At 70.8% G+C, this 23,816-nt stretch carries 25 protein-coding genes and 5 tRNA genes; 13 read left to right on the forward strand and 17 right to left on the reverse strand.

The genetic code is table 11. From position 1 onward, the window contains the following. The first annotated feature begins 65 nt into the window (after positions 1-65). Both cofC and ACZ5GP_RS31845 read left to right on the forward strand, forming a co-directional pair. Entirely contained in the window at positions 66-701 is a 636-nt protein-coding gene (gene cofC, locus ACZ5GP_RS31840) for a 2-phospho-L-lactate guanylyltransferase (protein ID WP_468754154.1), read from the forward strand. A 13-nt stretch (positions 702-714) separates the two neighbouring features. Then, positions 715-918 carry a hypothetical protein gene (locus ACZ5GP_RS31845; protein WP_468754155.1) on the forward strand — a complete coding sequence of 68 codons (204 nt, stop codon included), beginning with the start codon at positions 715-717 and terminating at the stop codon, positions 916-918. 119 nt (positions 919-1,037) lie between these two features. On the opposite strand, the gene ACZ5GP_RS31850 is transcribed toward ACZ5GP_RS31845, so the two are convergent. The 4 genes from ACZ5GP_RS31850 to leuC all read right to left on the reverse strand — a co-directional run bounded on the left by ACZ5GP_RS31850 (position 1,038) and on the right by leuC (position 4,417). Further along, positions 1,038-1,745, reverse strand: a complete 708-nt coding sequence (locus ACZ5GP_RS31850; RefSeq protein WP_358587905.1) for an HU family DNA-binding protein — start codon at positions 1,743-1,745, stop codon at positions 1,038-1,040. A 162-nt stretch (positions 1,746-1,907) separates the two neighbouring features. Continuing rightward, entirely contained in the window at positions 1,908-2,144 is a 237-nt protein-coding gene (locus tag ACZ5GP_RS31855; RefSeq protein WP_468754156.1) for an SCO5555 family protein, read from the reverse strand. Positions 2,145-2,393: 249 nt separating this feature from the next. After that, positions 2,394-2,987 carry a 3-isopropylmalate dehydratase small subunit gene (leuD, locus tag ACZ5GP_RS31860; RefSeq protein ID WP_468754157.1) on the reverse strand — a complete coding sequence of 198 codons (594 nt, stop codon included), beginning with the start codon at positions 2,985-2,987 and terminating at the stop codon, positions 2,394-2,396. A gap of 5 nt (positions 2,988-2,992) precedes the next feature. Further along, positions 2,993-4,417 (reverse strand): 3-isopropylmalate dehydratase large subunit, encoded by a 1,425-nt coding sequence (leuC, locus tag ACZ5GP_RS31865; protein WP_468754158.1) that lies wholly within the window; start codon positions 4,415-4,417, stop codon positions 2,993-2,995. Positions 4,418-4,598: 181 nt separating this feature from the next. On the opposite strand from leuC, the gene ndgR reads away from it, so the two are divergent. Next, on the forward strand, positions 4,599-5,315 hold the full coding sequence (gene ndgR, locus ACZ5GP_RS31870; protein ID WP_010984119.1) for an IclR family transcriptional regulator NdgR: 717 nt from the start codon (positions 4,599-4,601) through the stop codon (positions 5,313-5,315). 124 nt (positions 5,316-5,439) lie between these two features. Here ndgR and ACZ5GP_RS31875 read toward each other — a convergent pair whose 3' ends face one another. Continuing rightward, positions 5,440-5,925, reverse strand: coding sequence for a DUF4188 domain-containing protein (locus ACZ5GP_RS31875; protein ID WP_468754159.1), 486 nt, complete (start codon positions 5,923-5,925; stop codon positions 5,440-5,442). Positions 5,926-6,044: 119 nt separating this feature from the next. On the opposite strand from ACZ5GP_RS31875, the gene ACZ5GP_RS31880 reads away from it, so the two are divergent. Then, a complete protein-coding gene (locus ACZ5GP_RS31880; RefSeq protein ID WP_468754160.1) occupies positions 6,045-6,701 on the forward strand; it encodes a MerR family transcriptional regulator in 657 nt (218 codons plus the stop codon). Between the two features lie 41 nt (positions 6,702-6,742). On the opposite strand, the gene ACZ5GP_RS31885 is transcribed toward ACZ5GP_RS31880, so the two are convergent. The 9 genes from ACZ5GP_RS31885 to ACZ5GP_RS31925 all read right to left on the reverse strand — a co-directional run bounded on the left by ACZ5GP_RS31885 (position 6,743) and on the right by ACZ5GP_RS31925 (position 10,824). Next, a tRNA-Glu gene (locus tag ACZ5GP_RS31885) sits at positions 6,743-6,815 on the reverse strand. 27 nt (positions 6,816-6,842) lie between these two features. After that, a tRNA-Gln gene (locus ACZ5GP_RS31890) sits at positions 6,843-6,914 on the reverse strand. A 32-nt stretch (positions 6,915-6,946) separates the two neighbouring features. Next, positions 6,947-7,019: transfer RNA gene (locus ACZ5GP_RS31895), tRNA-Glu, on the reverse strand. A gap of 62 nt (positions 7,020-7,081) precedes the next feature. After that, a tRNA-Glu gene (locus ACZ5GP_RS31900) sits at positions 7,082-7,154 on the reverse strand. A 41-nt stretch (positions 7,155-7,195) separates the two neighbouring features. After that, positions 7,196-7,267, reverse strand: a tRNA-Gln gene (locus tag ACZ5GP_RS31905). A gap of 88 nt (positions 7,268-7,355) precedes the next feature. Continuing rightward, positions 7,356-8,084 (reverse strand): HAD family hydrolase, encoded by a 729-nt coding sequence (locus ACZ5GP_RS31910; protein ID WP_468754174.1) that lies wholly within the window; start codon positions 8,082-8,084, stop codon positions 7,356-7,358. Between the two features lie 85 nt (positions 8,085-8,169). Next, positions 8,170-9,648 carry a glutamate--tRNA ligase gene (gene gltX / locus ACZ5GP_RS31915; RefSeq protein ID WP_468754161.1) on the reverse strand — a complete coding sequence of 493 codons (1,479 nt, stop codon included), beginning with the start codon at positions 9,646-9,648 and terminating at the stop codon, positions 8,170-8,172. After that, a complete protein-coding gene (locus tag ACZ5GP_RS31920) occupies positions 9,641-10,438 on the reverse strand; it encodes a fumarylacetoacetate hydrolase family protein (protein ID WP_468754162.1) in 798 nt (265 codons plus the stop codon). The genes gltX and ACZ5GP_RS31920 overlap by 8 nt, the downstream gene beginning before the upstream one ends. A 185-nt stretch (positions 10,439-10,623) precedes the next feature. Next, positions 10,624-10,824, reverse strand: coding sequence for a hypothetical protein (locus ACZ5GP_RS31925; RefSeq protein WP_468754163.1), 201 nt, complete (start codon positions 10,822-10,824; stop codon positions 10,624-10,626). A gap of 576 nt (positions 10,825-11,400) precedes the next feature. On the opposite strand from ACZ5GP_RS31925, the gene ACZ5GP_RS31930 reads away from it, so the two are divergent. The 8 genes from ACZ5GP_RS31930 to ACZ5GP_RS31965 all read left to right on the forward strand — a co-directional run bounded on the left by ACZ5GP_RS31930 (position 11,401) and on the right by ACZ5GP_RS31965 (position 22,006). Then, on the forward strand, positions 11,401-15,243 hold the full coding sequence (locus ACZ5GP_RS31930; protein ID WP_468754164.1) for a sensor histidine kinase: 3,843 nt from the start codon (positions 11,401-11,403) through the stop codon (positions 15,241-15,243). A 9-nt stretch (positions 15,244-15,252) separates the two neighbouring features. Continuing rightward, complete coding sequence (locus ACZ5GP_RS31935; RefSeq protein ID WP_030787430.1) at positions 15,253-15,666, forward strand: roadblock/LC7 domain-containing protein; 414 nt, start codon at positions 15,253-15,255, stop codon at positions 15,664-15,666. Between the two features lie 142 nt (positions 15,667-15,808). Continuing rightward, on the forward strand, positions 15,809-16,210 hold the full coding sequence (locus tag ACZ5GP_RS31940) for a DUF742 domain-containing protein (RefSeq protein WP_358589646.1): 402 nt from the start codon (positions 15,809-15,811) through the stop codon (positions 16,208-16,210). Next, entirely contained in the window at positions 16,191-16,790 is a 600-nt protein-coding gene (locus tag ACZ5GP_RS31945) for a GTP-binding protein (RefSeq protein WP_125515316.1), read from the forward strand. Before ACZ5GP_RS31940 ends, ACZ5GP_RS31945 begins: the two co-directional genes overlap by 20 nt. A 340-nt stretch (positions 16,791-17,130) precedes the next feature. Further along, complete coding sequence (locus ACZ5GP_RS31950) at positions 17,131-20,328, forward strand: nitrate- and nitrite sensing domain-containing protein (RefSeq protein ID WP_468754165.1); 3,198 nt, start codon at positions 17,131-17,133, stop codon at positions 20,326-20,328. 10 nt (positions 20,329-20,338) lie between these two features. Further along, positions 20,339-20,752: a roadblock/LC7 domain-containing protein gene (locus tag ACZ5GP_RS31955; protein WP_062779227.1), complete on the forward strand. Its 414-nt coding sequence runs from the start codon at positions 20,339-20,341 to the stop codon at positions 20,750-20,752. A gap of 95 nt (positions 20,753-20,847) precedes the next feature. Beyond that, positions 20,848-21,441 carry a DUF742 domain-containing protein gene (locus ACZ5GP_RS31960; RefSeq protein WP_468754166.1) on the forward strand — a complete coding sequence of 198 codons (594 nt, stop codon included), beginning with the start codon at positions 20,848-20,850 and terminating at the stop codon, positions 21,439-21,441. Then, entirely contained in the window at positions 21,422-22,006 is a 585-nt protein-coding gene (locus tag ACZ5GP_RS31965) for a GTP-binding protein (RefSeq protein ID WP_030361923.1), read from the forward strand. The genes ACZ5GP_RS31960 and ACZ5GP_RS31965 overlap by 20 nt, the downstream gene beginning before the upstream one ends. Here the strand turns inward: ACZ5GP_RS31965 and ACZ5GP_RS31970 are convergent. Next, the gene (locus ACZ5GP_RS31970; protein WP_468754167.1) at positions 21,987-22,400 is read right to left on the reverse strand and encodes a tautomerase family protein; all 414 of its coding nucleotides are present in this window, start codon (positions 22,398-22,400) and stop codon (positions 21,987-21,989) included. The genes ACZ5GP_RS31965 and ACZ5GP_RS31970 overlap by 20 nt on opposite strands. A gap of 102 nt (positions 22,401-22,502) precedes the next feature. Between ACZ5GP_RS31970 and ACZ5GP_RS31975 the strand changes: the two genes are divergently transcribed. Continuing rightward, complete coding sequence (locus ACZ5GP_RS31975; protein WP_468754168.1) at positions 22,503-23,387, forward strand: LysR family transcriptional regulator; 885 nt, start codon at positions 22,503-22,505, stop codon at positions 23,385-23,387. A 48-nt stretch (positions 23,388-23,435) separates the two neighbouring features. On the opposite strand, the gene ACZ5GP_RS31980 is transcribed toward ACZ5GP_RS31975, so the two are convergent. After that, positions 23,436-23,627 carry an acyl-CoA carboxylase subunit epsilon gene (locus ACZ5GP_RS31980; RefSeq protein WP_468754169.1) on the reverse strand — a complete coding sequence of 64 codons (192 nt, stop codon included), beginning with the start codon at positions 23,625-23,627 and terminating at the stop codon, positions 23,436-23,438. Between the two features lie 48 nt (positions 23,628-23,675). Then, positions 23,676-23,816: carboxyl transferase domain-containing protein (locus tag ACZ5GP_RS31985; RefSeq protein ID WP_361083424.1), on the reverse strand; the 141-nt coding region annotated here is incomplete at its 5' end.

Genomic DNA, 23,816 nt, shown 5'->3' on the forward strand with positions numbered 1-23,816 from the left:
CCGTCCGCCGCCACCCCCCGCGGCGAGCGGGTCACAATGGGCGCGACGACAAGGACGGAGCGCCCGTGCAGTGGACCCTGGTCATACCCCTGAAGCCGCTGGCGCGCGCCAAGAGCAGGCTCGCCGCCACCGCCGGCGACGGTCTGCGCCCCGGCCTCGCCCTGGCGTTCGCGCAGGACACCGTGGCCGCCGCGGTGGCCTGCCCCGCGGTACGGGATGTGGCGGTCGTCACGGATGACGCCCTCGCGCGCCGCGAGCTGTCGGCACTGGGGGCCCGAATCATCGCCGATGAGCCCGGAAACGGTCTGAACGCCGCGCTGCGGCACGGCGCCGCATCCGTGCGCGCCGAACGGCCCGAAGCACCCGTCGCCGCTTTGAACGCCGATCTGCCCGCGCTGCGCCCCATGGAATTGGGTCGGGTTCTGGACCGGGCCGGCCAATTTCCCCGGGCATTCCTGCCGGATGCCGCCGGAATCGGGACGACACTGCTGGCCGCCGTGGCCGGCATGGAATTGCGCCCCGCATTCGGCACGGCGTCGCGCGCGCGGCACACGGCGTCCGGAGCCGTGGAACTGACGCTCGCCGACGTCGATTCCGTGCGCCAGGACGTGGACACCGGCGAGGACCTGCGGGCCGCGCTCGCGCTGGGCGTGGGACCGCGCACTTCCGCGGCCGCCGCCCGACTGCTCATCGCGGACTGAGTACGCTGCTGCCATGCAGGCGACCGCGTACACATACGACTCCGAGACCCGCAGCGGCAGCGTGCTGCTCGACGACGGCACGCCGGTGCCCTTCGCGGCCCCCGCGTTCGACGCGGGCGGGCTGCGGCTGCTGCGGCCGGGGCAGCGGGTGCGGATCGAGGTCGAGGGCGAGGGCGAGGCGCGCCGCATCACCCTGGTGACGCTCCAGACCTTCTGAGGCACCTGGAGCCGGCCGGGGCGGGGCCGCCCCTTGGGACACACGACTGGGACACACGACGCGGGCCGGGCTCCCCCGTGGGAGTCCGGCCCGGCGCGTGAGTGCCCTTGTGCCCGCTCTTACTTCTTGCGGGCGGTGGCCTTCTTGGCGGTCGTCTTGCGCGTGGTCGCCTTCTTGGCGGGCGCGGTCTTCTTCGCCGTGGCGGCCTTCTTGGCGGCGGGCGCGGTCTTCTTCGCCGTGGCGGCCTTCTTGGCGGCGGGCGTGGCCTTCTTGGCGGTGGTCTTCTTGGCCGTCGCCGTGGTCTTCTTCGCCGCGGGCGTCGCCGTGGCCTTCTTGGCGGTGGTCTTCTTCGCCGTCGCCGTGGCCTTCTTGGCGGTCGCCGTGGTCTTCTTCGCCGCCGGGGTGGCCTTCTTGGCGGTGGTCTTCTTCGCCGTGGCCTTCTTGGCGGTGGTGGCCTTCTTGGCGGCCGCCTTCTTGACCGTCGCGGAAGCGCCGCCGGTCAGGCTGCCCTTGGGCGCCTTCTTGACCGCGACATCGTTCTTCGGGAGCTTCTTGGAGCCGCTCACCAGGTCCTTGAAGCCCTGACCGGCGCGGAAACGCGGGACCGAGGTCTTCTTGACCCGCACGCGCTCCCCCGTCTGCGGGTTGCGGGCGTAGCGGGCCGGGCGGTCGACCTTCTCGAACGAGCCGAAGCCGGTGACCGAAACGCGGTCACCGCCGACCACGGCACGGACGATGGCGTCCAGGACCGCGTCCACGGCGTCGGCGGCCTGCTGACGGCCCCCCACCTTGTCGGCAATCGCTTCTACGAGCTGCGCCTTGTTCACGTCTTCCCCTTCGGAGACATTGCCGGGAGCGAAATACTCCGGCTTTTTCGCACGTTAGGCAGATATATACCGCAAATCAAACACGAAACGGGCTAATCACCCTTGTGCCGCAACGAACTGGCCCATCTCGGAGTTCCGCGAAGGCCCGTTGAGGCTCGACACTCAGGTGTCTTCGGGGAATCGGCCCTCGTCCGCTTCGTCGAGGGAAGCCATCAAACGCTCCAGACGCCTTGCCGCACCGGCGAGATCGTGTTTGGCCGCGGCCGTAATGACCAGCAGCTTCCGGGTCAGCGCCATCCGTACGCCCTCCGGGACTTGCAGTGCGCGCACTCGGGAGTGCGCTTCCTTCAGTTGGTCCGCGACGAGCCCGTAGAGCTCGAGTTGGCTGTCGCGTCCCATGCACCGATTGTGCCATCTGGGGCGAGTTGTCGCCTCCGCAGGGGGTAACTACCGCCGTCCGGCGCCTTCATGAGGGTACCCGCTCCAGCCGAGTACAAGGGGATTTCCGGCCTCTTCTTCCGGCCGAATCACGGGAGTTGACTCCACCCGTTCAGGCCATCGGGGCCCTTCCCGGGGGCAGACACAGATGTACCCCCAACCGTCCACGATTGGGGGTACATCAGGGCTCCGCGGGGTGCCGCGCGGGGGTCAGACCCGGGTGGTCCGCGGCTTGTACGAGGGCCGCTTGGTCTCGTAGGCGGCGATGTCCGGCTCGTTCCGCAGCGTGATGCTGATGTCGTCCAGGCCGTTCAGCAGCCGCCAGCGGGCGTTCTCGTCGAGTTCGAAGTCGGCGGTGATGCCCTCGGCCCGGACCTGGCGGTCCCGCAGGTCGACGGTGACCTCGGCCTGCGGGTCCTTCTCCGTCAGCTCCCACAGCGCGTCCACGACCTGCTGGTCGAGTACCACGGTGAGCAGGCCGTTCTTCAGCGAGTTGCCCCGGAAGATGTCGGCGAAGCGGGAGGAGACGACGGTTTTGAAGCCGAAGTTCTGCAGCGCCCACACGGCGTGCTCACGGGAGGAGCCGGTGCCGAAGTCGGGTCCGGCGACCAGGACGGTGGCGCCCTGGCGCTCGGGCTTGTTGAGCACGAACTCCGGGTCCTTGCGCCAGGCCTCGAAGAGGCCGTCCTCGAAGCCGTCCCTGGTGACCTTCTTCAGCCAGTGGGCGGGGATGATCTGGTCGGTGTCGACGTTGCTGCGGCGCAGCGGGACGGCCCGGCCGGTGTGCGTGGTGAATGCTTCCATGGTTCTCAGACTCCGGCGGTCACGGGGGCGTCGGACAGATCGGCGGGCGAGGCCAGATGGCCGGTGACCGCGGTGGCGGCGGCGACCTGCGGGGAGACCAGATGGGTGCGGCCGCCCTTGCCCTGCCTGCCCTCGAAGTTGCGGTTGGACGTGGACGCCGAACGCTCGCCGGGGGCCAGTTGGTCGGGGTTCATGCCCAGGCACATCGAGCAGCCCGCGTGCCGCCATTCGGCGCCGGCGGCGGTGAAGACCTTGTCCAGGCCCTCCGCGACGGCTTGCAGGGAGACCCGCACCGAGCCGGGCACGACCAGCATCCGTACGCCGTCGGCGACTTTGCGGCCCTCGACGATGGAGGCGGCCGCGCGCAGGTCCTCGATGCGGCCGTTGGTGCACGAACCTACGAAGACGGTGTCGACCTTGATGTCGCGCAGCGGCTGCCCCGCGGTCAACCCCATGTACTCCAGGGCCTTTTCGGCGGCGTTGCGCTCCGAAGCGTCTTCGTACGAAGCCGGGTCGGGGACGTGCGACGAAAGCGGTGCTCCCTGGCCGGGGTTGGTGCCCCAGGTGACGAACGGCGCCAGCGAGGCGGCGTCGATGCGGACCTCGGCGTCGAAGACCGCGTCCTCGTCCGTCTTCAGGGTCTGCCAGTACGCCACCGCGGCGTCCCAGTCCGCGCCCTCGGGGGCGTGGGGGCGGCCCTGGATGTAGTCGAAGGTGGTCCGGTCCGGGGCGATCATGCCGGCGCGGGCGCCCGCCTCGATGGACATGTTGCAAATGGTCATGCGGGCCTCCATCGAGAGCTTCTCGATGGCCGGGCCGCGGTACTCCAGGACGTAGCCCTGGCCGCCGCCGGTGCCGATCTTCGCGATGACGGCGAGGATCAGGTCCTTGGCCGTGACGTCCTCGGGCAGTTCGCCCTCGACGGTGATGGCCATGGTCTTGGGGCGGGCCATCGGCAGCGTCTGGGTGGCCAGGACGTGCTCGACCTGCGAGGTGCCGATTCCGAAGGCCAGCGCCCCGAAGGCGCCGTGCGTGGAGGTGTGGGAGTCGCCGCAGACCACGGTGGTGCCCGGCTGCGTGAGGCCCAGCTGCGGTCCCACCACGTGGACGACGCCCTGCTCGACGTCGCCCAGCGGGTGCAGGCGTACGCCGAAGTCGGCGCAGTTCTTGCGCAGCGTCTCCAGCTGGGCCCGCGAGACGGGGTCGGCGATGGGCTTGTCGATGTCGAGGGTCGGGGTGTTGTGATCCTCGGTCGCGATGGTGAGGTCGAGCCGCCGCACCTGGCGGCCGGCCTGGCGGAGGCCGTCGAAGGCCTGGGGGCTGGTCACCTCGTGCAGCAGGTGCAGATCGATGTAGAGGAGGTCGGGCTCGCCCTCGGCGCGCCGGACGACGTGGTCGTCCCAGACCTTCTCCGCGAGTGTCCTACCCATCGCTTTCCCTCCGACCGGCCGCTTCGCCGGCCCAACTAGAGAATCTGTTCGCCGACGCCCGTACCCCTCGTGCCGTACGTCGGCCGCGAAATCCGTTGGTCCGCGGATCGCTCGTACAGAGTGGCGCGTTCCACGGAAATTTGAACTTGCGTTTCACAGAGTGAGACGCGAGTATCGACGCATGGACAACTCTAGCGGCGTCGGCGTTCTCGACAAGGCGGCTCTCGTCTTGAGCGCCCTGGAGTCCGGTCCGGCCACCCTCGCGGGGTTGGTCGCGGCCACCGGGCTCGCACGACCCACGGCCCACCGGCTGGCCGTGGCACTGGAACACCACCGGATGGTGGCGCGGGACATGCAGGGCCGTTTCATCCTCGGCCCGCGCCTCGCGGAGCTCGCGGCGGCGGCCGGCGAGGACCGTCTGCTCGCCACGGCGGGCCCGGTCCTCACGCACCTGCGCGACGTCACCGGCGAGAGCGCGCAGCTCTACCGCCGCCAGGGCGACATGCGCATCTGCGTCGCGGCGGCGGAGCGCCTCTCGGGTCTGCGGGACACCGTCCCGGTCGGCTCCACGCTCACCATGAAGGCGGGCTCCTCCGCGCAGATCCTGATGGCCTGGGAGGAGCCGGAGCGCCTGCACCGCGGCCTCCAGGGCGCCCGCTTCACGGCGACGGCCCTCTCGGGTGTGCGGCGCCGGGGCTGGGCCCAGTCGATCGGCGAGCGGGAGCCGGGCGTCGCCTCCGTCTCCGCGCCCGTGCGGGGCCCCTCGAACCGCGTGGTCGCGGCCGTGTCGGTCTCCGGGCCGATCGAGCGCCTGACCCGCCACCCGGGCCGCATGCACGCCCAGGCGGTCATCGACGCGGCCGGGCGGCTCTCCGAGGCCCTGCGCCGCACCGGCTGACACGCAGCGTCACCCCGAGCGCTCGAAGGGGCCGCCTCAACGCCGCGGCGGCCCAGTCGAGCGCTCCTTTCTGCGCGGGCGCCCTCGCGCCCACGCTCTCGGGCCGTCCCCTCTGGCTGTCCCCTCAGGCCGTCCCGAGGCGGTCGGCCGCCCGGTCCCCGCGGCGCCCCACCGGGACCACACCGGTGGCCTTCGCCAGCCCGAACGCCGGCATGTTGAGGTAGATCGCCTCGTGCGCGCCGGCCGGCACGACATACGTCTCGTGCCAGAAGCCGACCTTGCCCCTGCCTTCCCGGATGCGCCGGTTGAAGGCCGCCCAGGCGGGCCGGTGGGCCTTGTCCCGCGCCGCCGAGTAGGCGAGCAGCTTCTCGCTCGACTCCCAGTACTGCACCACGTACAGCAGGCGCGGGCCGCCGTACAGCAGCCGGAAGCCCAGCATCCCGCTCCCCGGGTCCTTCGACAGTTCCTTGAGCATCCGCGGCATGGCCAGGAAGACGGGCCACCAACTGCGTACGGCGAGGAAGCTGTTGACGCGCATCCCGATGTGGAAGACGACCACCTCCCCCGTCGCCTCCGCGGTCATGCGCCCTTCGATCGGCTTGTCGCTCATGACGGTCCCCCTTGGTAGAGCCCTGGCCGCACATTGGATAGTCCTGCTATCCATGATTGGATAGTGCCACTCTCCAAAGTGGACCGCAAGGAGGGGTGCACAAGAGGAGGCGCGAACCGATGAGACTGGCGGAGTTGAGCCGGCGCAGCGGGGTTCCCACGGCCACGATCAAGTACTACTTGCGCGAGGGGTTGCTGCCGGCGGGTCGCCGGGTGACGGCGACGCAGGCCGAGTACGACGAGACGCATCTGCGGCGGCTGCGGCTCGTGCGGGCGCTGATCCAGGTGGGCCGGGTGCCGATCTCCTCGGCGCGCGAGGTCCTCGCCGCCCTGGAGGACGAGGAGCTGGACCACAACTCCCGTCTGGGCACGGCGGTTTGGGCCCTGCCGCACGGCCCGGAAGGCACCCAGGACCAGTCGGCCGAGGACGCGGCGCGGCGCACGGTGGACGCGCTGCTCGCCCGTCTCGGCTGGGAGGTGGCCCGCGCCTACGGGGACGAATCGCCCGCGCACCGGATGCTCGTGACGGCGGTCGCCAGCCTGGCGCGGCTCGGATACCCGTGCGCGGTCGAGGACTTGGCGCCCTATGCCCGCTCGGGGCACCAACTGGCCGTCGCGGACCTGGACTTGCTGGAGCGGTACGAGTCACCCGACGAGCAGCTGGAGGCGGCGGTGGCGCTCACGGTGCTGTACGAGCCGGTGCTGCTCGCCCTGCGCCGGCTCGCGCACGGCGAGGAGTCGAACCGTCGCTACACGCGGCGGGACGGGCGGGAATGACGAAGAGGCCCTCCCAGCGGGAAGGCCTCTCGTCTTTTCTGTACCCCCGACCGGATTCGAACCGGCGCTACCGCCTTGAGAGGGCGGCGTGCTAGGCCGCTACACAACGGGGGCAAGGATCTTGCTCTTCACTTGATCCAGCTGGGCTACCAGGACTCGAACCTAAACTAACGGAACCAGAAACCGTCGTGCTGCCAATTACACCATAGCCCAATGTGGTCTAGACCTGAGTCCGTGACCTTCAGTACCCCCGACCGGATTCGAACCGGCGCTACCGCCTTGAGAGGGCGGCGTGCTAGGCCGCTACACAACGGGGGCCCTAGCGATCCTGCATCAGCGACAGTGGGTGCGACCCGATCTGTCCCCGTGGGAAGGATCTGTACCCCCGACCGGATTCGAACCGGCGCTACTGCCTTGAGAGGGCAGCGTGCTAGGCCGCTACACAACGGGGGCTTCGTGGACATGATCCACATTTTGCAGATGAGCTCTGCGAGCTGGCCTACCAGGACTCGAACCTAGACTAACGGAACCAGAAACCGTCGTGCTGCCAATTACACCATAGGCCATCAAAACGCAACCCCCTGGGGGGACTTTGTTTTGATGTGCGCTTCCCGGCCGGACCTTTCGGCCCTCTCGGGCGGCGCAGGAAGAACATTACCCGAAGGTGGACGGCGCTCCAAAACGGGTATCGGCGCGCAGCAGAGCGGGCAGCTCGGAGAGGTCCCTGATGCGGTGCACGCCGGTGGGGCCCTGTCCCCTCGTGCCGTCGCGGTCGAGCCAGACGGCGACCAGGCCCGCGTCCCGGGCGCCCCGGGCGTCGATCTCCGGCTGGTCGCCCACGTAGGCGATCTCGGCGGGGGCCAGCCCCAGCGCCGTACAGGCCGCGAGGAAGGCCTCGGCGGCCGGTTTGGAGACTCCGAGGTCGGCGGCGCACAGGACGGCCTCGAAGCGGTCGCGCACGCCGAGGAGGCGCAGCTTGCGGTCCTGGACGGCCAGGGCGGAGTTGGACAGGACCGCGTGGCGGTAGCCGCCGGCGAGGGCGTCCAGGGCGGGGATCGTGTCCGGGAAGAGGGACCAGGCCGACTCGTAGTGACCGACGTAACGGTGGAACCACGCGTCGGCGTCGGCGTCGCTCAAACCGGGGGCGTCCAGGAAGTCGCGTACGCGGTCGCGGCGCTGCGCCTCGAAGGTGATGCCTCCCGCGCCGAAGCGGGCCCAGTGCCGCTCGGTGAGCAGCCGCCAGCGCTCCAGGGCGCGCTCGGCGGACTCATGCCGCTCCAAGAGGCCTTCGGCGGTGAGGTGCGCGTGCATGCCGGTCGTGTCGGCGCTCGCGTAGTCGAAGATCGTGTCGTCGATGTCCCAGACCACGGCTTTGACGGGCACGGCTTTGGCGGGCATGGCATCGACGGTATGCGAAGGGCCCGGGAGCCGTCTCGGCTTCCGGGCCCTTCGTGCGCGTATCCGCTGATCAGGCGGTCAGCTTCGCCAGCGCCGCGTCGATGCGGGCGAGCGCCTTGTCCTTGCCCAGGATCTCCAGGGACTCGAAGAGGGGCAGGCCGATCGTGCGGCCGGTGACGGCGACGCGGACCGGGGCCTGCGCCTTGCCGAGCTTGAGGCCGTGCTCCTCGCCGGCGGCCAGGACGGCCTCCTTGAGGGACTCCGGAGAGCTCCAGTCGGCCGCCTCCAGCTTGGCGCGGGCCGTGCGCAGCAGGGCGTCGGAGCCCTCCTTCATGGCCTTGGTCCAGCTGGCCTCGTCGAAGACCGGTTCCGGCAGGAACAGGAAGTCGACGTTGTCCGTGATCTCGGAGAGGACCTTCAGGCGGGTCTGCGCGTGCGGTGCGATGGCCTGCCAGGCGGCCTCGTCGAAGTCCTCGGGCGCCCAGTTGGCGTGCGGGGCCCTCAGCCAGGGCTCGCATGCCTCCGCGAACGCCTTCACGTCCAGCATGCGGATGTGGTCGGCGTTGATCGCCTCGGCCTTCTTCAGGTCGAAGCGGGCCGGGTTCGGGTTCACGTCCGCGACGTCGAACCGCGCCACCATGTCGGACATCGAGAAGAGGTCCTGGTCCGCGGAGAACGACCAGCCCAGGAGGGAGAGGTAGTTCAGCAGGCCCTCGGGTAGGAAGCCGCGCTCGCGGTAGATGTTGAGGGACGCCTGCGGGTCGCGCTTGGAGAGCTTCTTGTTGCCCTCGCCCATGACGTACGGGAGGTGGCCGAACTCGGGGATCGTCTTGGCGATGCCCAGCTCGATCAGCGCCTTGTAGAGGGCGATCTGGCGGGGCGTGGAGGAGAGCAGGTCCTCGCCGCGCAGGACGTGGGTGATCTCCATCAGCGCGTCGTCGACCGGGTTGACCAGCGTGTACAGCGGGGCGCCGTTGGCACGGACGATGCCGTAGTCGGTGACGTTCTCCGGCTGGACGGTGATCTCGCCGCGCACCAGGTCGGTGAAGGTGGTCGCCTCGTCCGGCATCTTGAAGCGGACGATGTGGCTGCGGCCCTCGGCCTCGTACGCCTGCTTCTGCTCGTCGGTGAGGGCGCGGCACAGGCCGTCGTAGCCGGACGGCTTGCCGGCGGCGCGGGCGGCCTCGCGGCGGGCGTCCAGCTCCTCGGTGGTGCAGTAGCAGGGGTAGGCGTAGCCGCCGTCGAGGAGCTTGGCCGCCACGTCCCGGTAGATGTCCATGCGCTGCGACTGGCGGTACGGCGCGTGCGGGCCGCCGATCTCGGGGCCCTCGTCCCAGTCGAGGCCGAGCCAGCGCATCGAGTCCAGGAGCTGCGCGTAGGACTCCTCGGAGTCGCGCGCCGCGTCGGTGTCCTCGATGCGGAAGACCAGGGTGCCCTCGTTGTGCCGGGCGTAGGCCCAGTTGAACAGGGCGGTGCGGACCAGGCCCACGTGGGGGTTGCCGGTCGGGGAGGGACAGAACCGTACGCGTACGGGGGTCGCGTTAGCCACGCTTGATCACCTTGTTGGTGAGAGTGCCGATGCCTTCGATGGTGACGGCGACCTCGTCGCCGACGTTGAGGGGCCCGACGCCGGCCGGGGTGCCCGTGAGGATGACGTCGCCGGGGAGCAGCGTCATGGCCTCGGAGATGTTGACGATCAGGTCCTCGATGGAGTGGGTCATCTCGCTGGTGCGGCCGAGCTGGCGCTGCTGGCCGTTGACCGTGCACTGGATGGTGAGGTCGTTCGCGGCCGCCAGGTCCAGCTCCGTCTCCACCCAGGGGCCCAGCGGGCAGGAGCTGTCGAAGCCCTTGGCGCGGGCCCACTGCTTCTCGCGGCGCTGCACGTCGCGCGCGGTGACGTCGTTCGCGCAGGTGTAGCCGAAGATCACGTCCTTGACCCGCTCGCGCGGGACCTCGCGGCACATGCGGCCGATGACCACGGCCAGCTCGGCCTCGTGGTGCAGCTCCTCGGAGAACGAGGGGTACGTGATGGCGTCCCCGGAGCCGACGAGCGAGGTGGACGGCTTGAGGAAGGCGAAGGGGACGTCCGGCGTCTCGTTGCCGAGCTCCGCCGCGTGCTCCGCGTAGTTGCGGCCGAAGGCCACGATCTTGTTGGGGAGCACCGGCGGCAGCAGGCGGACCTTGCTCAGCGGGACCTTGGTGCCGGACAGCTCGAAGTCGGCGTACGGGATGCCCTTGATGATGTCGAGGACGAGCCCGCCCTCTTTGCCGGGGGCGCTCTCCCCCTCGACCGCGCCGTAGCCGACATTGCCGTCGATGGAGAACCTGGCGATGCGCACGCTCTTGCCTCTTGAGGTGGTTGCGGTGTGACACCCCAGGCTAACGCGGGGGCCTGCGGCCTGCTTACGGGTGTGTCTGCCGCGGCCCCCGTCTTCGCCTCGGTCTGTCGCCGCTTCGCGGCTCGTCCTCAAACGCCGGACGGGCTGGAACGCTCTGGCTCTGACTCTGGCTCCGGCTGGAGTCGTCAGGCGCCGGACGGGGTGAAGACTTCGGGGGCCTCCATGAGGATCGTGCGCTTGGGGTTGGCGGTCTGGGTGGGCAGGTCGACGGCGTGCTCCGGGAGCTCGGCCGCGCGCTGGACGTCGTCGGCATCCTTCAGGTGCGCGAGAGTGGTGCGGCGCGGGTTGGCTATGTTGCGGAACATGGTGGACTTCACAGTCTTCATCTGCTGTTCGGACCTTGTCGGTTGAGGCGTCGTCTGACGGACGCGGGCTTGTCGGTCTCGCCATCCCTGTAAAGCGTCAGGCTAAACATCCAATTCCCGGCGAAAGTCCGGAAGAGGCCATGATCTTCATGTGAGTTTGCTCACGAATGAGTGGGCAAAAGGGTCAAACCAGGCCCCCCGTACGGCACTTGGAAACGGACATTGCGCCACTGAAGGCACCATTCCGCTCCTGATCATGAAGACTGGGACACCCCCTCCCGGTAGCACCTTTGCGGGGATGCGCCCGTTTTCACCCGAATCACTTTCTACGTCTCGTGACCCTCCCCTCACGCGGTGTCACCCGACTGGGGGGCCGACACGCGGGCCTTGTTGGAGATCCGGCACTGTGCTGGAATTCCCGGGACCGCCGCGGGATCGAACCGGCGCGCAGAGGCGCAACGCAGCGCCGAGTGGCGGCGGGAAGGGGGAGCAGCGCCGGTCACTCAACGACCACCCATGGGGCGCCTGACGCCCCACGACGCCGACACCGTCCCGCCGTCAAGCGGCAGGACGCCTGGTCCAGAGGTTGCGACGCTAGTGCAGGGACGTTTCAAGAGGGATGGCAAGGGGTCTCCCCAGGCCGGTCGCGGCCGAGGGGATGCCTCGGCGGAGCCGGAGCGCGGCGGCGACCGCGGCTCCTCGCCCCAGCACGCCCAGAACCCGGGACCGGGCGCGCCCGGCGACACGGCCGGCGCCGCGCGCCAGGGTGTGACGGGCACGGGCCCGACGGCCGCCCCGGCCAAGGGCAAGGCCAAGGGTGCGTCCGACGCCAAGACTCCCCCCGGCCCCGGCTCACGAATAGCGCTGCGCAACTGGCGCATCTCCACCCGCCTGGTGTCGCTGCTCGCGCTCCCCGTGATCACCGCGACCTCGCTCGGCGCGCTCCGCATCAACTCGTCCATGGACGAGATCCAGCAGCTCGACAACATGAAGCTGCTCACCGACATGACCAAGCAGGCCACGGCGCTGGCCGCGGCGCTCCAGGAGGAGCGCGACAAGTCCGCGGGACCCCTCGCGCACGGCGGGACGGCCTCGGACTACACGGTCAAGGGCGCGCGCGCCAAGACCGACCGGATCTACCGCAACTTCCTCCAGGGCACCCAGGACCTGAACGACTCGGACGGCGAGAAGGGTCTGCTCGGCGTCCGGCACAGCGCGGTCCAGATCACCCAGCAGCTCCAGCAGATCAACAAGGTCCGCAAGGACGCCTACAAGAAGGGCACCTCGACGTCGCAGACCGTCGAGGCCTACAGCCAGCTCGTCGAGCAGCTGCTCGCGCTCTCGCAGGACATGGCCCAGGCGACCAGCAACCCGGACATGATCCAGCGCACCCGCGCCCTGGCCGCCTTCTCCTCGGCCAAGGAGTACGCCTCGGTGCAGCGGGCGATCATCGCCGCCGCCCTGCCCGCGAACGACTCCGAGTACGGCAAGCTCAACGAGACCGACCGCACCTTCGGCCTCAGCGCCAACGAGAAGGAGCGCTCGCAGCTCCAGACGTTCAGCAAGATCTACGCGGGCAACGCCGGGGACCTGACCAAGCCCATCGACGGCGGCAACTCCTCGATCAAGTCCTCCGACGAGTACGCCAAGCGCGTCCTCGAACAGGAGGGCGGCATCAAACTCCAGGACAAGAAGTCGTACAAGGACTGGGTCGACAACGACGCCACCAAGATCGACGCGATGTCCAAGATCGAGCTGACGCTGCTCGGCGAGATGGAGCAGAAGGCCCGCGAGCTGCGCAACGAGTCGGAGCAGTCGGCCATCCTCAACGGTGCGCTGATCCTGCTCGTGCTCGGCGTCTCCCTCGTCGGCGCCTTCGTCGTCGCCCGGTCCATGATCCGCTCGCTGCGCCGGCTCCAGGACACCGCGACCAAGGTCGCCCAGGACCGCCTGCCCGAGCTGGTCAAGCAGCTCTCGGAGTCCGACCCGCAGGACGTCGACACCTCCGTGGAGTCCGTCGGTGTGCACTCCCGGGACGAAATCGGCCAGGTGGCCGCGGCCTTCGACGACGTGCACCGCGAGGCCGTCCGCCTCGCCGCCGAGCAGGCCCTTCTGCGGGGCAACGTCAACGCGATGTTCACCAACCTCTCGCGCCGCTCGCAGGGCCTCATCCAGCGCCAGCTCTCGCTCATCTCGGAGCTGGAGTCCCGCGAGGCCGACCCCGACCAGCTCTCCTCGCTCTTCAAGCTCGACCACCTCGCGACCCGCATGCGCCGTAACGGCGAGAACCTCCTCGTGCTCGCCGGTGAGGAGCCCGGCCGGCGCTGGACCCGGCCCGTGCCGCTCGTCGACGTGCTGCGCGCCGCCGCGTCCGAGGTGGAGCAGTACGAGCGGATCGAACTGTCCGCCGTGCCCGCCACCGAGGTCGCCGGCCGCGTCGTCAACGACCTCGTGCACCTGCTCGCCGAGCTGCTGGAGAACGCCACCTCGTTCTCCTCGCCGCAGACCAAGGTCAAGGTCACCGGTCACGCGCTGCCCGACGGGCGCGTCCTGATCGAGATCCACGACACCGGCATCGGCCTCTCCCCCGAGGACCTCGCCGCGATCAACGAGCGGCTCGCCTCGCCGCCCACCGTGGACGTCTCCGTCTCCCGCCGCATGGGTCTGTTCGTGGTCGGCCGCCTCTCGCAGCGCCACGGCATCCGCATCCAGCTGCGCCCCTCCGACTCCGGCGGCACGACCGCGCTGGTCATGCTGCCCGTCGACGTCGCCCAGGGCGGCAAGAAGATGCCCGGCAAGCCCGGTCCGTCCGGTGGTCCCGCGGCCGCTCAGGCCGCCGCCGGCGCCGCGGCCGCACGCCGCGGGGTCGGGGCCGGCAACGGCGGTCCCGCGCTCGGCAGCGGCCCCGGCGGTGCCGGTGGCCCCGGCCGCGGTGGTCCCGCGCTCGGTGGCGGCCCCGGTGGTCCCGGCGCGGGTGGTCCCGGTGGCGCGGGCAGGCCTGGCGCCTCGGCGCCGCGCCAGCAGGTCGCCGGTTCGGGTCCGCGGGCCGCGCTGCCCGCCCGGGACACCGGCCAGCAGCGTCCGCCGGCCATGCCTCAGGGCCAGCAGGCGCAGCAGGGCCGTAAGGCTCCCCAGCGACCCCAGCCGGCGCAGGGGCACCAGCAGCAGGCGCCGCAGGGCGGCCGTGGCGGCGGTGCCCAGCAGCCTCCGGTTCCCCAGCAGCGTACGAACGCCATGCCCCCGCCGGCCGACGGTGACCCGGGGCGCCGGCCTCAGCTGCCGCCCCGCGGCGGGCCCCGCGCCGAGCTGCCCGGGGGCAACCCCCAGCCGCGCGTGCCCAGCTGGAGCGAGGAGAACGCGCGGCCGCAGTCGCGCGAGCCCTTCGACGCGCCGCGCGGTCACGAGGAGCACGAGTCCACCGGCCAGTTCACGCAGCCCACCGCGGCCCCCGACGACCGGCAGGGCCCGGGCTCCACCGCGGAGTTCCCCCGCCCCGACTTCGACGCGCCGCCCCCGGGCACACCCGCGCCGCAGGACCAGGGCACCGGCCAGTTCGTCCGCTCGGACGTCTTCGGTGGCCAGGGCGACGCCCAGCAGGGCGCACCGCAGAACCAGCAGCCCCAGCAGAACCCGCAGCAGGGCCAGCAGGGTCAGCCGCGCCGGCCGCAGGGCCAGGCAGGCGGCCCCGCGCAGCACGGCAATCGGGAGATGCCCGACTACACCGTGCCGCGTCCGCCCGCCCCGCGCCGCGGTCAGGGTGGCGACCCGCACCAGGGCCTGCCGCACCAGCCGCAGGCCGCCGAGCCGCAGCCTGGGTCCGCGCGGCCCGAGGACCTGCTGCCCGCCGCCGGCCCCGGTGACGGCCGTACGCCGCTGTACGACACGCTGGAGACCAACTGGTTCCAGCAGCAGCAGGACCAGCGCGCCCAGGCCGAGCAGCAGAGCCGTCAGCCGGAGCAGCAGCAGGCCCGGCACGGCCGCCCGGACGGTGGCCGCGCCGCGGAGCCCGCGCAGCAGCAGGCTCCGGAGCAGGCGCCCCAGGGCCCCGGCCCGCAGCGTCCGCTGCCCTCGCGGTCCCCGCGCCAGGCCGCGCCCGGCACGCCGGGCAACGCGAACACCCAGAACGGCGCGAACCCCGGCAACCCGGCCGGCTGGCGCTCCTCCCCCAACGACGAGCTGGGCCGCCAGGCCGAGCGCGTCCGCCAGCCCACCGCGGGCGGCGTCACCACATCCGGACTGCCGCGTCGCGTCCCGAGGGCCAACCTGGTCGCGGGCACGGCCCAGCAGCAGCAGGACAGCGCAGGTCCGCAGGTTTCGCGTGCGCCCGACGACGTACGCGGCCGGCTGACGAATCTCCGTCGGGGCATTCAGCAGGGTCGACAGGCCGGTACCGGCCAGACCGGCAGTTTCCCTCGCCCCACTCACCAGCAGGAGCGTTAGTTGAGTCCGATGAGCCAGGCGGCACAGAATCTGAACTGGTTGATCACCAACTTCGTGGACAACACCCCAGGGGTGTCCCACACGGTCGTGGTCTCCGCCGACGGCCTCCTTCTGGCCATGTCCGAGGGGTTCCCGCGCGACCGCGCCGACCAGCTGGCCGCGGTCGCCTCCGGGCTGACCTCGCTCACGGCCGGGGCCTCCCGGATCTTCGAGGGCGGCACCGTCACCCAGACCGTGGTGGAGATGGAGCGGGGGTTCCTCTTCATCATGTCGGTCTCCGACGGCTCCTCCCTGGCCGTGCTGGCGCACCCCGAGTGCGACATCGGCCTCGTCGGGTACGAGATGGCGCTGCTCGTCGACCGCGCGGGGGCGGTTCTCACCCCGGACCTGCGCGCCGAGTTGCAGGGCAGCCTGCTCCACTAGCGCGGAGCCGGCTCAGCCGCGCCCCGCCCCTTCGGCCGCCCCACCGACCGAACGTACTGACCAACCGTCCGGCCGCCACATGCCCCCACCGGCTCTGTCAGACGGCACACGCAGATGACCTGCTGTCCCGCCCGGAGGATCCATGACCCCGCCCACCGCCTCTCACAACCCGTACGGCGACGCCTCGTACGGAATGGAGGGCGACCAGCCGCTGGTGCGTCCGTATGCGATGACCGGCGGCCGGACCCGGCCCCGCTACCAGCTCGCCATAGAGGCGCTGGTGAGCACCACGGCCGACCCGGCCCAGCTGATGGGGATGCTTCCCGAGCACCAGCGGATCTGCCACCTGTGCCGCGAGGTCAAGTCGGTGGCCGAGGTCTCGGCCCTCTTGTCGATGCCGCTCGGTGTGGCCCGGATCCTGGTGGCGGACCTGGCCGAGGCCGGGCTCGTCGCCATCCACCAGCCCGGCGGCGACGAGTCCGCCGGCGGCCAGCCTGCCGTGACACTGCTCGAAAGGGTGCTCAGTGGACTTCGCAAGCTCTAACGGCTCGGGCGGTTCAGGCTCCGGTTCCGGCCGTTCCACCACCTCCGCCAAGATCGTGGTGGCGGGCGGCTTCGGCGTGGGCAAGACCACGTTCGTCGGGGCCGTCTCGGAGATCAACCCGCTGCGCACCGAGGCCGTCATGACGTCCGCGTCCGCGGGCATCGACGACCTCACCCACACCGGGGACAAGACCACCACGACGGTGGCCATGGACTTCGGCCGCATCACCCTGGACCAGGACCTGATCCTGTACCTCTTCGGTACGCCCGGACAGGACCGCTTCTGGTTCATGTGGGACGACCTGGTGCGCGGTGCCATCGGCGCCGTCGTCCTGGTCGACACCAGGCGACTCGCCGACTGCTTCCCCGCCGTCGACTACTTCGAGAACAGCGGCCTGCCTTTCGTCATCGCCCTCAACGGCTTCGACGGCCACCAGCCGTACACCCCCGACGAGGTCCGCGAGGCACTGCAGATCGGCCCCGGGACGCCGATCATCACCACCGACGCGCGACACCGTGCAGACGCAAAGAGTGGCCTGATCACGCTGGTGGAGCACGCACTTATGGCACGTCTCAAGTAGGCAGATGTATACGGCAGTTGTCGTAGCCTGTTCGGAGGGCCCTGTGTCCTTAGACACGGGCCGACGCCGTGTTCATAACGTTTCGACAGAGAATTGCCCGGTGGCCGCCACGCGTCGCGGTCGCCTGGTGCCACTGTGCTCACAAGAGCCCCGCCTTTTGGCGGGGCTCGCTCTTTATGACCGATTTATCTGAGGCTTACACCACTCGGGACTTGTGCATCCCACTGTTTGGAAGAGCGGCGCCTGACGTGCTGGAATGCGCTGAACTGCCCAGTAGCACGGGCCTTGGAGACGACAGCGGCACGAGAGTGAGTGCCGCCGCCGAGAGGTTGTTGGTCGAGTGAGGCGAAGCAAGACGAGCCCCGCGGCACCCCCCACCGGGGACGCGCGGGGCAACTTCACCCCGCCGCCGCGCACAGCGGCGTCCCCTGTTGACGTGAGCGCCGCCCCCGGCAACGAGCCCCCGGCTCCCTCCGGCGGCCGGATGTCGCCCCGCAACTGGCGCGTGCCGACCAAGCTGAACGCCATCCTTCTCATACCCGTGCTCGTCGGCCTGGTCATGGGCGGCTTCCAGGTGAAGGGCTCCATCGACACCTGGAACGAGGCCCAGGACGCCGAGAACACCGCCCGTCTGGTGCGGGCCTCCCTCGACTACGGCAACCGCCTCATCGAGGAACGCGACCTCTCCGCCGTCCCGCTGCTGAACGGCAAGCGCAACGACCCGGCCGTCCTGCGGGCCCGCAAGGCCACCGACAAGGCGGCCGCCGCGTTCAAGGACGCCACGGAGAAGATGCCGGACAAGGAAGGCCTCAACCGTCGTCTCGACGCCTTCCACAAAGTGGAGCCGAAGCTGGTTCCGCTGCGTCAGGCCGCCTACACCACCAAGCTCAGCGGCGCCGAGACCGAAGAGGGCTACGTCGCCATCCAGCACCCCCTGATGGAGTTCGCCAACGAACTCGGTCTGGGCACCGGCAACATCACCAGCTACGGCCGTACCGTCTACGCGATCTCGCTCTCCAAGGCCGCGCTGTCGCTCCAGCGGTCCCTCGGCACCCACCTGCTGGTCAAGCCGGGTCCCGGCACCGGTTCGCTCACGCTCCAGCGCACCTCGCTCTCCTCGTACGCCTATCTGGAGCGCATCGCCATCGAGGAGTACACCGGTGGTGGCACCCCCGAGGACGTCGCGAAGCTGGAGCGGGCGAAGAAGGAGCTGACGGCCGCCGCCGAGAAGCAGGCCGACCCGCCGCCGTCGCAGGAGCAGATGGTCACGGCTCTCGCCACCATGGAGAGCACGCAGCCGAGCACCCGCGTCGAGCTGGCCGGCCGGGGCATCACGCGCCAGGCCTGGTGGGCGACCACCAGCGCCAAGTTCGACGCCTACCGCACGATCGAGTCGGACCTCGCCGACAAGGCCGTGGACGAGGCGTCCGACATCGCCGCCACCGCGCAGCGCAACGCCTACATCACCGGCGCCATCGTGGTGCTCGCGCTGCTCGCCGCCTTCATCCTGGCCGGGATGATGGCGCGCCAGATGTCCCGTGCCATGCGCCAGCTGCGCACCGCCGCCTTCGGCATCGCCGAGCAGCGCCTGCCGATGCTGGTCGACCAGCTCTCGCGCACCGACCCGGGCCGCGTGGACACCCGCGTACAGCCCATCCCGATCTCCACCACGGACGAGATCGGCGAGGTCGCCCGCGCCTTCGACCAGGTGCACCGCGAGGCCGTACGGCTCGCCGCCGAGCAGGCCCTGCTCCGCGGCAACATCAACGCGATCTTCACCAACCTCTCGCGCCGCAACCAGTCGCTGATCGAGGGCCAGCTGACCCTCATCACCGACCTGGAGAACAACGAGGCCGACCCGGACCAGCTGGAGAACCTCTTCCGCCTGGACCACCTGGCGACCCGCATGCGCCGCAACGGCGAGAACCTCCTGGTCCTCTCCGGCGAGGAGCCGGGCCGCCGCTGGGACCAGCCGGTCCCGCTGGTCGACGTGCTGCGCGCCGCCTCCTCCGAGGTGGAGCAGTACGAGCGCATCGAGCTGGCGGGTGTGCCGGAGGCCGAGATCCACGGCCTGGCCGTGACCGACCTCGTGCACCTGCTGGCCGAGCTGCTCGAGAACGCCACCACGTTCTCCTCGCCGCAGACCAAGGTCCGCGTCACCGCGACCCGGCTGCCCGACGGCCGCGTCATGGTCGAGATCCACGACAAGGGCATCGGCCTCACCGCCGAGGACTTCGCGGACATCAACCACAAGCTGGCCAACCCGCCGACCGTGGACGCCGCGATCTCGCAGCGCATGGGCCTGTTCGTGGTCGGCCGCCTCGCCGACCGGCACGGCATCCGCGTCCAGCTGCGCCCCTCGGGCGAGCAGGCGGGCACGACCTCGCTGGTCATGCTGCCGGACGGCATCACGCACGGTGGCGGTGGCGAGCACGCGCAGGACCCCGAGTTCACCGTCTCCTCGATCATCCCCGAGCAGCAGGTCCTGGCGGCCGAGCCGCAGCGCACCGCCGCGGAGCTGGGCTTCGACGACAGCCGCTACCACGGTGACGGCGGCGAGCCGCAGGGTCTCGACCCGGTCGGCCGCTCGCTGATGCGCGAGGAGCGCAGGGCGGCCCTGGAGGCGCAGGCCCACCAGCCGGGCGGCGGCCGCCCGCTCTTCCGCGACGAGGTCGAGCCGCAGCAGCAGCCGCACCAGGCCCAGCAGCCGTACCCGGCCCAGCCGGCCCAGCAGCAGGACGCGTACGAGCCGCAGCACGCGCCCGCGTACGACGAGCAGCAGACCTCGTACGACCAGGGCAGGCCGGCGTACGGGAACGACGACTACGCCGGTGAGCAGTACGCCGCCGCCCCGCACACCGACGCGCCGTACGCCGAGGGGCAGTACGACAACGGCCAGTACGTCGAGGGCGGTTACGGCGACCAGCGGCAGGCACCCGCGTACGACGAGCGGTACTACCCGGCGCAGGACGGTTACCAGGACCCCCAGCTCTCCTATCCGGAACGGACCGGCCAGGACGACTGGCCCAGCGGTGACGGGTACCAGCCGGATTACGGTCAGGAAGCGGAATCTGCTCAGGCCCCCGCGGCCGGTGCCGAGAGCGTAGGCTTCGAGCGGCCCGGGCCGGGTCCGTCCGCCGTCCACGACGTGACCGACGCGGGTCTCCCCCGCCGCGGCCCCTCGGGCCCGAACGGGAACGGGAGCGCCCCCGCCGCGCACGACGGCCACGGCGGGCAGAACGGCCGTGACCTGCGTTCGTCCAACGACGAGCGCTGGCAGCGGGCCGAGCGCCTCAAGGAGCCGAAGGCGGGCGGGGTCACCTCGTCCGGGCTCCCGCGGCGGGTGCCCAAGGCCAATCTGGTCGAGGGCACCGCGGAACAGACCCCACAGGGCGGCCCCCAGGTCTCCCGCGACCCCGAGGAAGTACGGGGCAGGCTGAGCAACCTGCGCCGCGGCGTCCAGCGGGGCCGCAACACCAGCAGTGACACGAATGGCCAGGGCTTCAGCCCTGATAGCACCTACAACCAGGAGCGTTAGTGTGAGCCCGATGAGCCAGGCGGCGCAGAACCTGAACTGGTTGATCACCAACTTCGTGGACAACACCCCAGGGGTGTCCCACACGGTGGTGGTCTCCGCCGACGGACTCCTTCTGGCGATGTCCGAAGGGTTCCCCCGTGACCGCGCCGACCAGCTCGCGGCCGTCGCCTCGGGTCTGACCTCCCTCACGGCCGGGGCCTCCCGGATCTTCGAGGGCGGCGCCGTGACCCAGACCGTTGTGGAGATGGAGCGAGGATTTCTCTTCATCATGTCCATTTCCGACGGTTCCTCGCTCGCCGTTCTCGCCCACCCGGATGCGGACATCGGCCTCGTCGGGTACGAAATGGCACTTCTCGTCGATCGTGCGGGCACCGTCCTCACGCCGGACCTGCGCGCGGAGCTCCAGGGGAGCCTTCTCAACTAACAGACAGACGGTGCGTTTTCGCGTCCCGGCCCCGTAAGGTTTCGGGACGCGGCTCCACAGTGATGGTGCCCGGCACAGTTGGAGGAGGAAGCAACGTGGCAACACCCCCAGACAGTTCGTCATCGGCGAACTGGACCCCTGGTCATGGCCAGGGTGGTCAGCACGACGGCGGGCCGAACCGGTACAACTTCCCCTCCGCGCCGAGTCACCGCCGCCAGCCGTACGCGCCGCCCCAGCAGCCCGGTCCGCGCCCCTACGACCAGGGCAACACGCCGGGGCACGCGCCCCGGATCCAGCCCGTGCAGCCCCAGCGGCGCGCCCCCGAACCGGCGCCCGCCGCGGCGGCGCACAACCCGCTGGTGCGCCCGTACGCCATGACGGGCGGCCGCACCAGGCCGCGTTACCAGCTCGCCATCGAGGCGCTGGTACACACCACCGCACAGCCGCACCAGTTGCAGGGCCAGTTGCCCGAGCATCAGCGGATCTGCAACCTGTGCCGCGAGATCAAGTCAGTCGCTGAGATCTCGGCACTGCTCACCATTCCCCTCGGCGTCGCCCGGATCCTCGTAGCCGACCTGGCGGAGGCCGGACTTGTCGCCATCCACCAGCCCGGCGGCGACGAGTCCGCCGGCGGCCAGCCAGACGTGACACTGCTCGAAAGGGTGCTCAGTGGACTTCGCAAGCTCTAGCGGCGGAGCAACAGCCCGCTCCACCACCAGCGCGAAAATCGTGGTGGCGGGCGGCTTCGGCGTGGGCAAGACCACGTTCGTCGGGGCGGTCTCTGAGATCAACCCGCTGCGCACCGAGGCCGTCATGACGTCCGCGTCCGCGGGCATCGACGACCTCACCCACACCGGGGACAAGACGACGACCACCGTCGCCATGGACTTCGGCCGCATCACCCTGGACCAGGACCTGATCCTGTACCTCTTCGGTACGCCCGGACAGGACCGCTTCTGGTTCATGTGGGACGACCTCGTCCGTGGCGCCATCGGCGCCGTCGTCCTGGTCGACACCAGGCGACTCGCCGACTGCTTCCCCGCCGTCGACTACTTCGAGAACAGCGGCCTGCCCTTCGTCATCGCCCTCAACGGCTTCGACGGCCACCAGCCGTACACCCCCGACGAAGTCCGCGAAGCCCTGCAGATCGGCCCGGACACCCCCATCATCACCACCGACGCGCGCCACCGCGCGGACGCGAAGAGCGCGCTGATCACGCTGGTCGAGCACGCACTCATGGCGCGACTGCGCTAGCGTCCCCCACCCCCCGGTAGTGGTCGAACTGGGTCACGCCCCGATAGCCGTAGCTCTCGGGGCCCAGCTCGTGCAGGGCGACACCGCCACGGGCGAGCGGGCCGAGCAGCTCGGTGAGCAGGGTGTGGGCCGCGGCGATGAAGGCCGCCTTCTGCGCCGCGCTGTTGGTACCCGCCGTGAGGCTGACCTCCAGATGGGCGTCACGGGCGGCGCCCGTCAGGGGTTTGCCGGCGACGTGGTACCGATCGGTGGGGACGAGGTCGAGGTGCACGATCGTGCGCGCCCTTGACTTGCCGAGGGCGGAGACGGCCAGGTCGGTCAGTCCTTCGGCGAGGGCGCGCTGGGCGTCGGCGGGCAGGTCGGAGTCGGTGACGGTGGCCCTGATGTGCGGCATGGCTCTCCTTGGTATCGGTGGGTCCGTTCTTCGAAGAGAGCTTCGCCCCGGCCGTCGGCGCGGGGCCAACGCCAGTTCTTCATCGACGTATGAGGCCGCCGCATGAGTGTGAATCTTCCGCAGCTGAGGGCGTTCCTCGCGGTCGTCGACACGGGCGGCTTCGGCGCCGCCGCCGATGAACTCGGCATGAGCCAGTCCGCGGTGTCCCATGCCGTGGCCTCGCTGGAGCGCGAGCTGGCCGCCCCGCTGCTGATCCGCTCCAGCCCGGCGCGCGCCACCGTGCTCGGCGAGCGCCTCCTGCCGTACGCCCGTGCCGCCCTATCGGCGGTGCGGTCCCTGGAGACGGTCGCGGCCGATGTCACCGGGGCGCTCACGGGCACCGTGCGGCTCGCGGCGACCCCGACCGTCTGCCGGGGCCTGCTGCCCCGCCTGGTGCGGCACTGGCGGATGGGTCAGCCGAGGGTCACGGTGCGGGTCTTCGAGGGCGAGAGCGCGGAGATCGCGGCCTGGCTGGAGGACGGCACGGCCGACGCCGCCGTCCTGATCGATCCGCCGCCCGGGCCCGGTGTGCCGCTCGCCCACGACGGCTACCGGGCGCTGCTCCCGCGCGATCACCCGCTGGCGGGCGAGGCGGCCGTGGACGTACGCGATCTGGAGGACGACGCGTTCCTCGTCTCGCCGGGCGGTTGCGAGGAGCGGGTGCGGGAGCTGTACCGCCTGGCCGGGGCGCGGGTGAGCCCGGTGCGGCGGGTGCGGGACCTGGCCACGCTGATCAGCATGGTGCAGGCCGGGATGGGGGTGAGCGTCCTGTCCGAGGTCTCGGGTGCGCTGGTCCCGGCCGACCTCGTCCTGCTGCCGGTGGAGCCGCGGGCCGCGCGCCGGCTGGTCCTGAGCGGGCCGCGCGCCCGGCCCTGGCATCCGGCGGTGCGGGCCCTCGCGGAGTCGGCCGCCGCCCATCTCGGGGGTTCCGTGGCCGCGCACACGTGAGGCCCCGTCCTCCCGAGGGAGGTACGGGGCCTTGGCGAGGCGGTGGTGTCAGCCCTGCCAGCTGTGCGGGGCGCGGAAGCCGGGGGTGCGCTCCAGGCGGCGCCAGCCGGCCTTGTCACGGCCGCGACGGGCGGGGACGGCGGGCCGGGCGGCGGCACGGGCCAGCAGGATCGCGGTGATGGCCGCGACTTCCTCGGGCTCGGCGTGCCCCTTTTCCACTCTGATGTCGGGCGGTGTCATCTGCGGCGTTCTCCTTGTGGGCTGCTGCGGCGCGGGCAGGTCCCGCCGTTACTGCGGGGGGTTGCCGTGCTTGCGCGACGGCAGATCGGCGTGCTTGTTGGCGAGCATCGCGAGGGAGTTGATGAGGACCTCGCGGGTCTCGGCGGGGTCGATGACGTCGTCGACCAGGCCGCGTTCGGCGGCGTAGTA

This window comes from Streptomyces sp. NPDC031466, assembly GCF_055581265.1.

Coding starts and splice junctions, on each gene's coding strand:
- ACZ5GP_RS31935 (WP_030787430.1), top strand. CDS start 15,253: ATGAGCCAGGCGGCACAGAATCTGAACTGGTTGATCACCAACTTCGTG.
- ACZ5GP_RS31970 (WP_468754167.1), bottom strand. CDS start 22,400: ATGCCGCACATCAGGGCCACCGTCACCGACTCCGACCTGCCCGCCGAC.
- ACZ5GP_RS31980 (WP_468754169.1), bottom strand. CDS start 23,627: ATGACACCGCCCGACATCAGAGTGGAAAAGGGGCACGCCGAGCCCGAG.
- leuC (WP_468754158.1), bottom strand. CDS start 4,417: ATGGGTAGGACACTCGCGGAGAAGGTCTGGGACGACCACGTCGTCCGG.
- ACZ5GP_RS31925 (WP_468754163.1), bottom strand. CDS start 10,824: ATGAAGACTGTGAAGTCCACCATGTTCCGCAACATAGCCAACCCGCGC.
- leuD (WP_468754157.1), bottom strand. CDS start 2,987: ATGGAAGCATTCACCACGCACACCGGCCGGGCCGTCCCGCTGCGCCGC.
- ACZ5GP_RS31855 (WP_468754156.1), bottom strand. CDS start 2,144: ATGGGACGCGACAGCCAACTCGAGCTCTACGGGCTCGTCGCGGACCAA.
- ACZ5GP_RS31975 (WP_468754168.1), top strand. CDS start 22,503: ATGAGTGTGAATCTTCCGCAGCTGAGGGCGTTCCTCGCGGTCGTCGAC.
- ACZ5GP_RS31875 (WP_468754159.1), bottom strand. CDS start 5,925: ATGAGCGACAAGCCGATCGAAGGGCGCATGACCGCGGAGGCGACGGGG.
- ndgR (WP_010984119.1), top strand. CDS start 4,599: ATGGACAACTCTAGCGGCGTCGGCGTTCTCGACAAGGCGGCTCTCGTC.
- ACZ5GP_RS31880 (WP_468754160.1), top strand. CDS start 6,045: ATGAGACTGGCGGAGTTGAGCCGGCGCAGCGGGGTTCCCACGGCCACG.
- ACZ5GP_RS31955 (WP_062779227.1), top strand. CDS start 20,339: ATGAGCCAGGCGGCGCAGAACCTGAACTGGTTGATCACCAACTTCGTG.
- ACZ5GP_RS31845 (WP_468754155.1), top strand. CDS start 715: ATGCAGGCGACCGCGTACACATACGACTCCGAGACCCGCAGCGGCAGC.
- ACZ5GP_RS31940 (WP_358589646.1), top strand. CDS start 15,809: ATGACCCCGCCCACCGCCTCTCACAACCCGTACGGCGACGCCTCGTAC.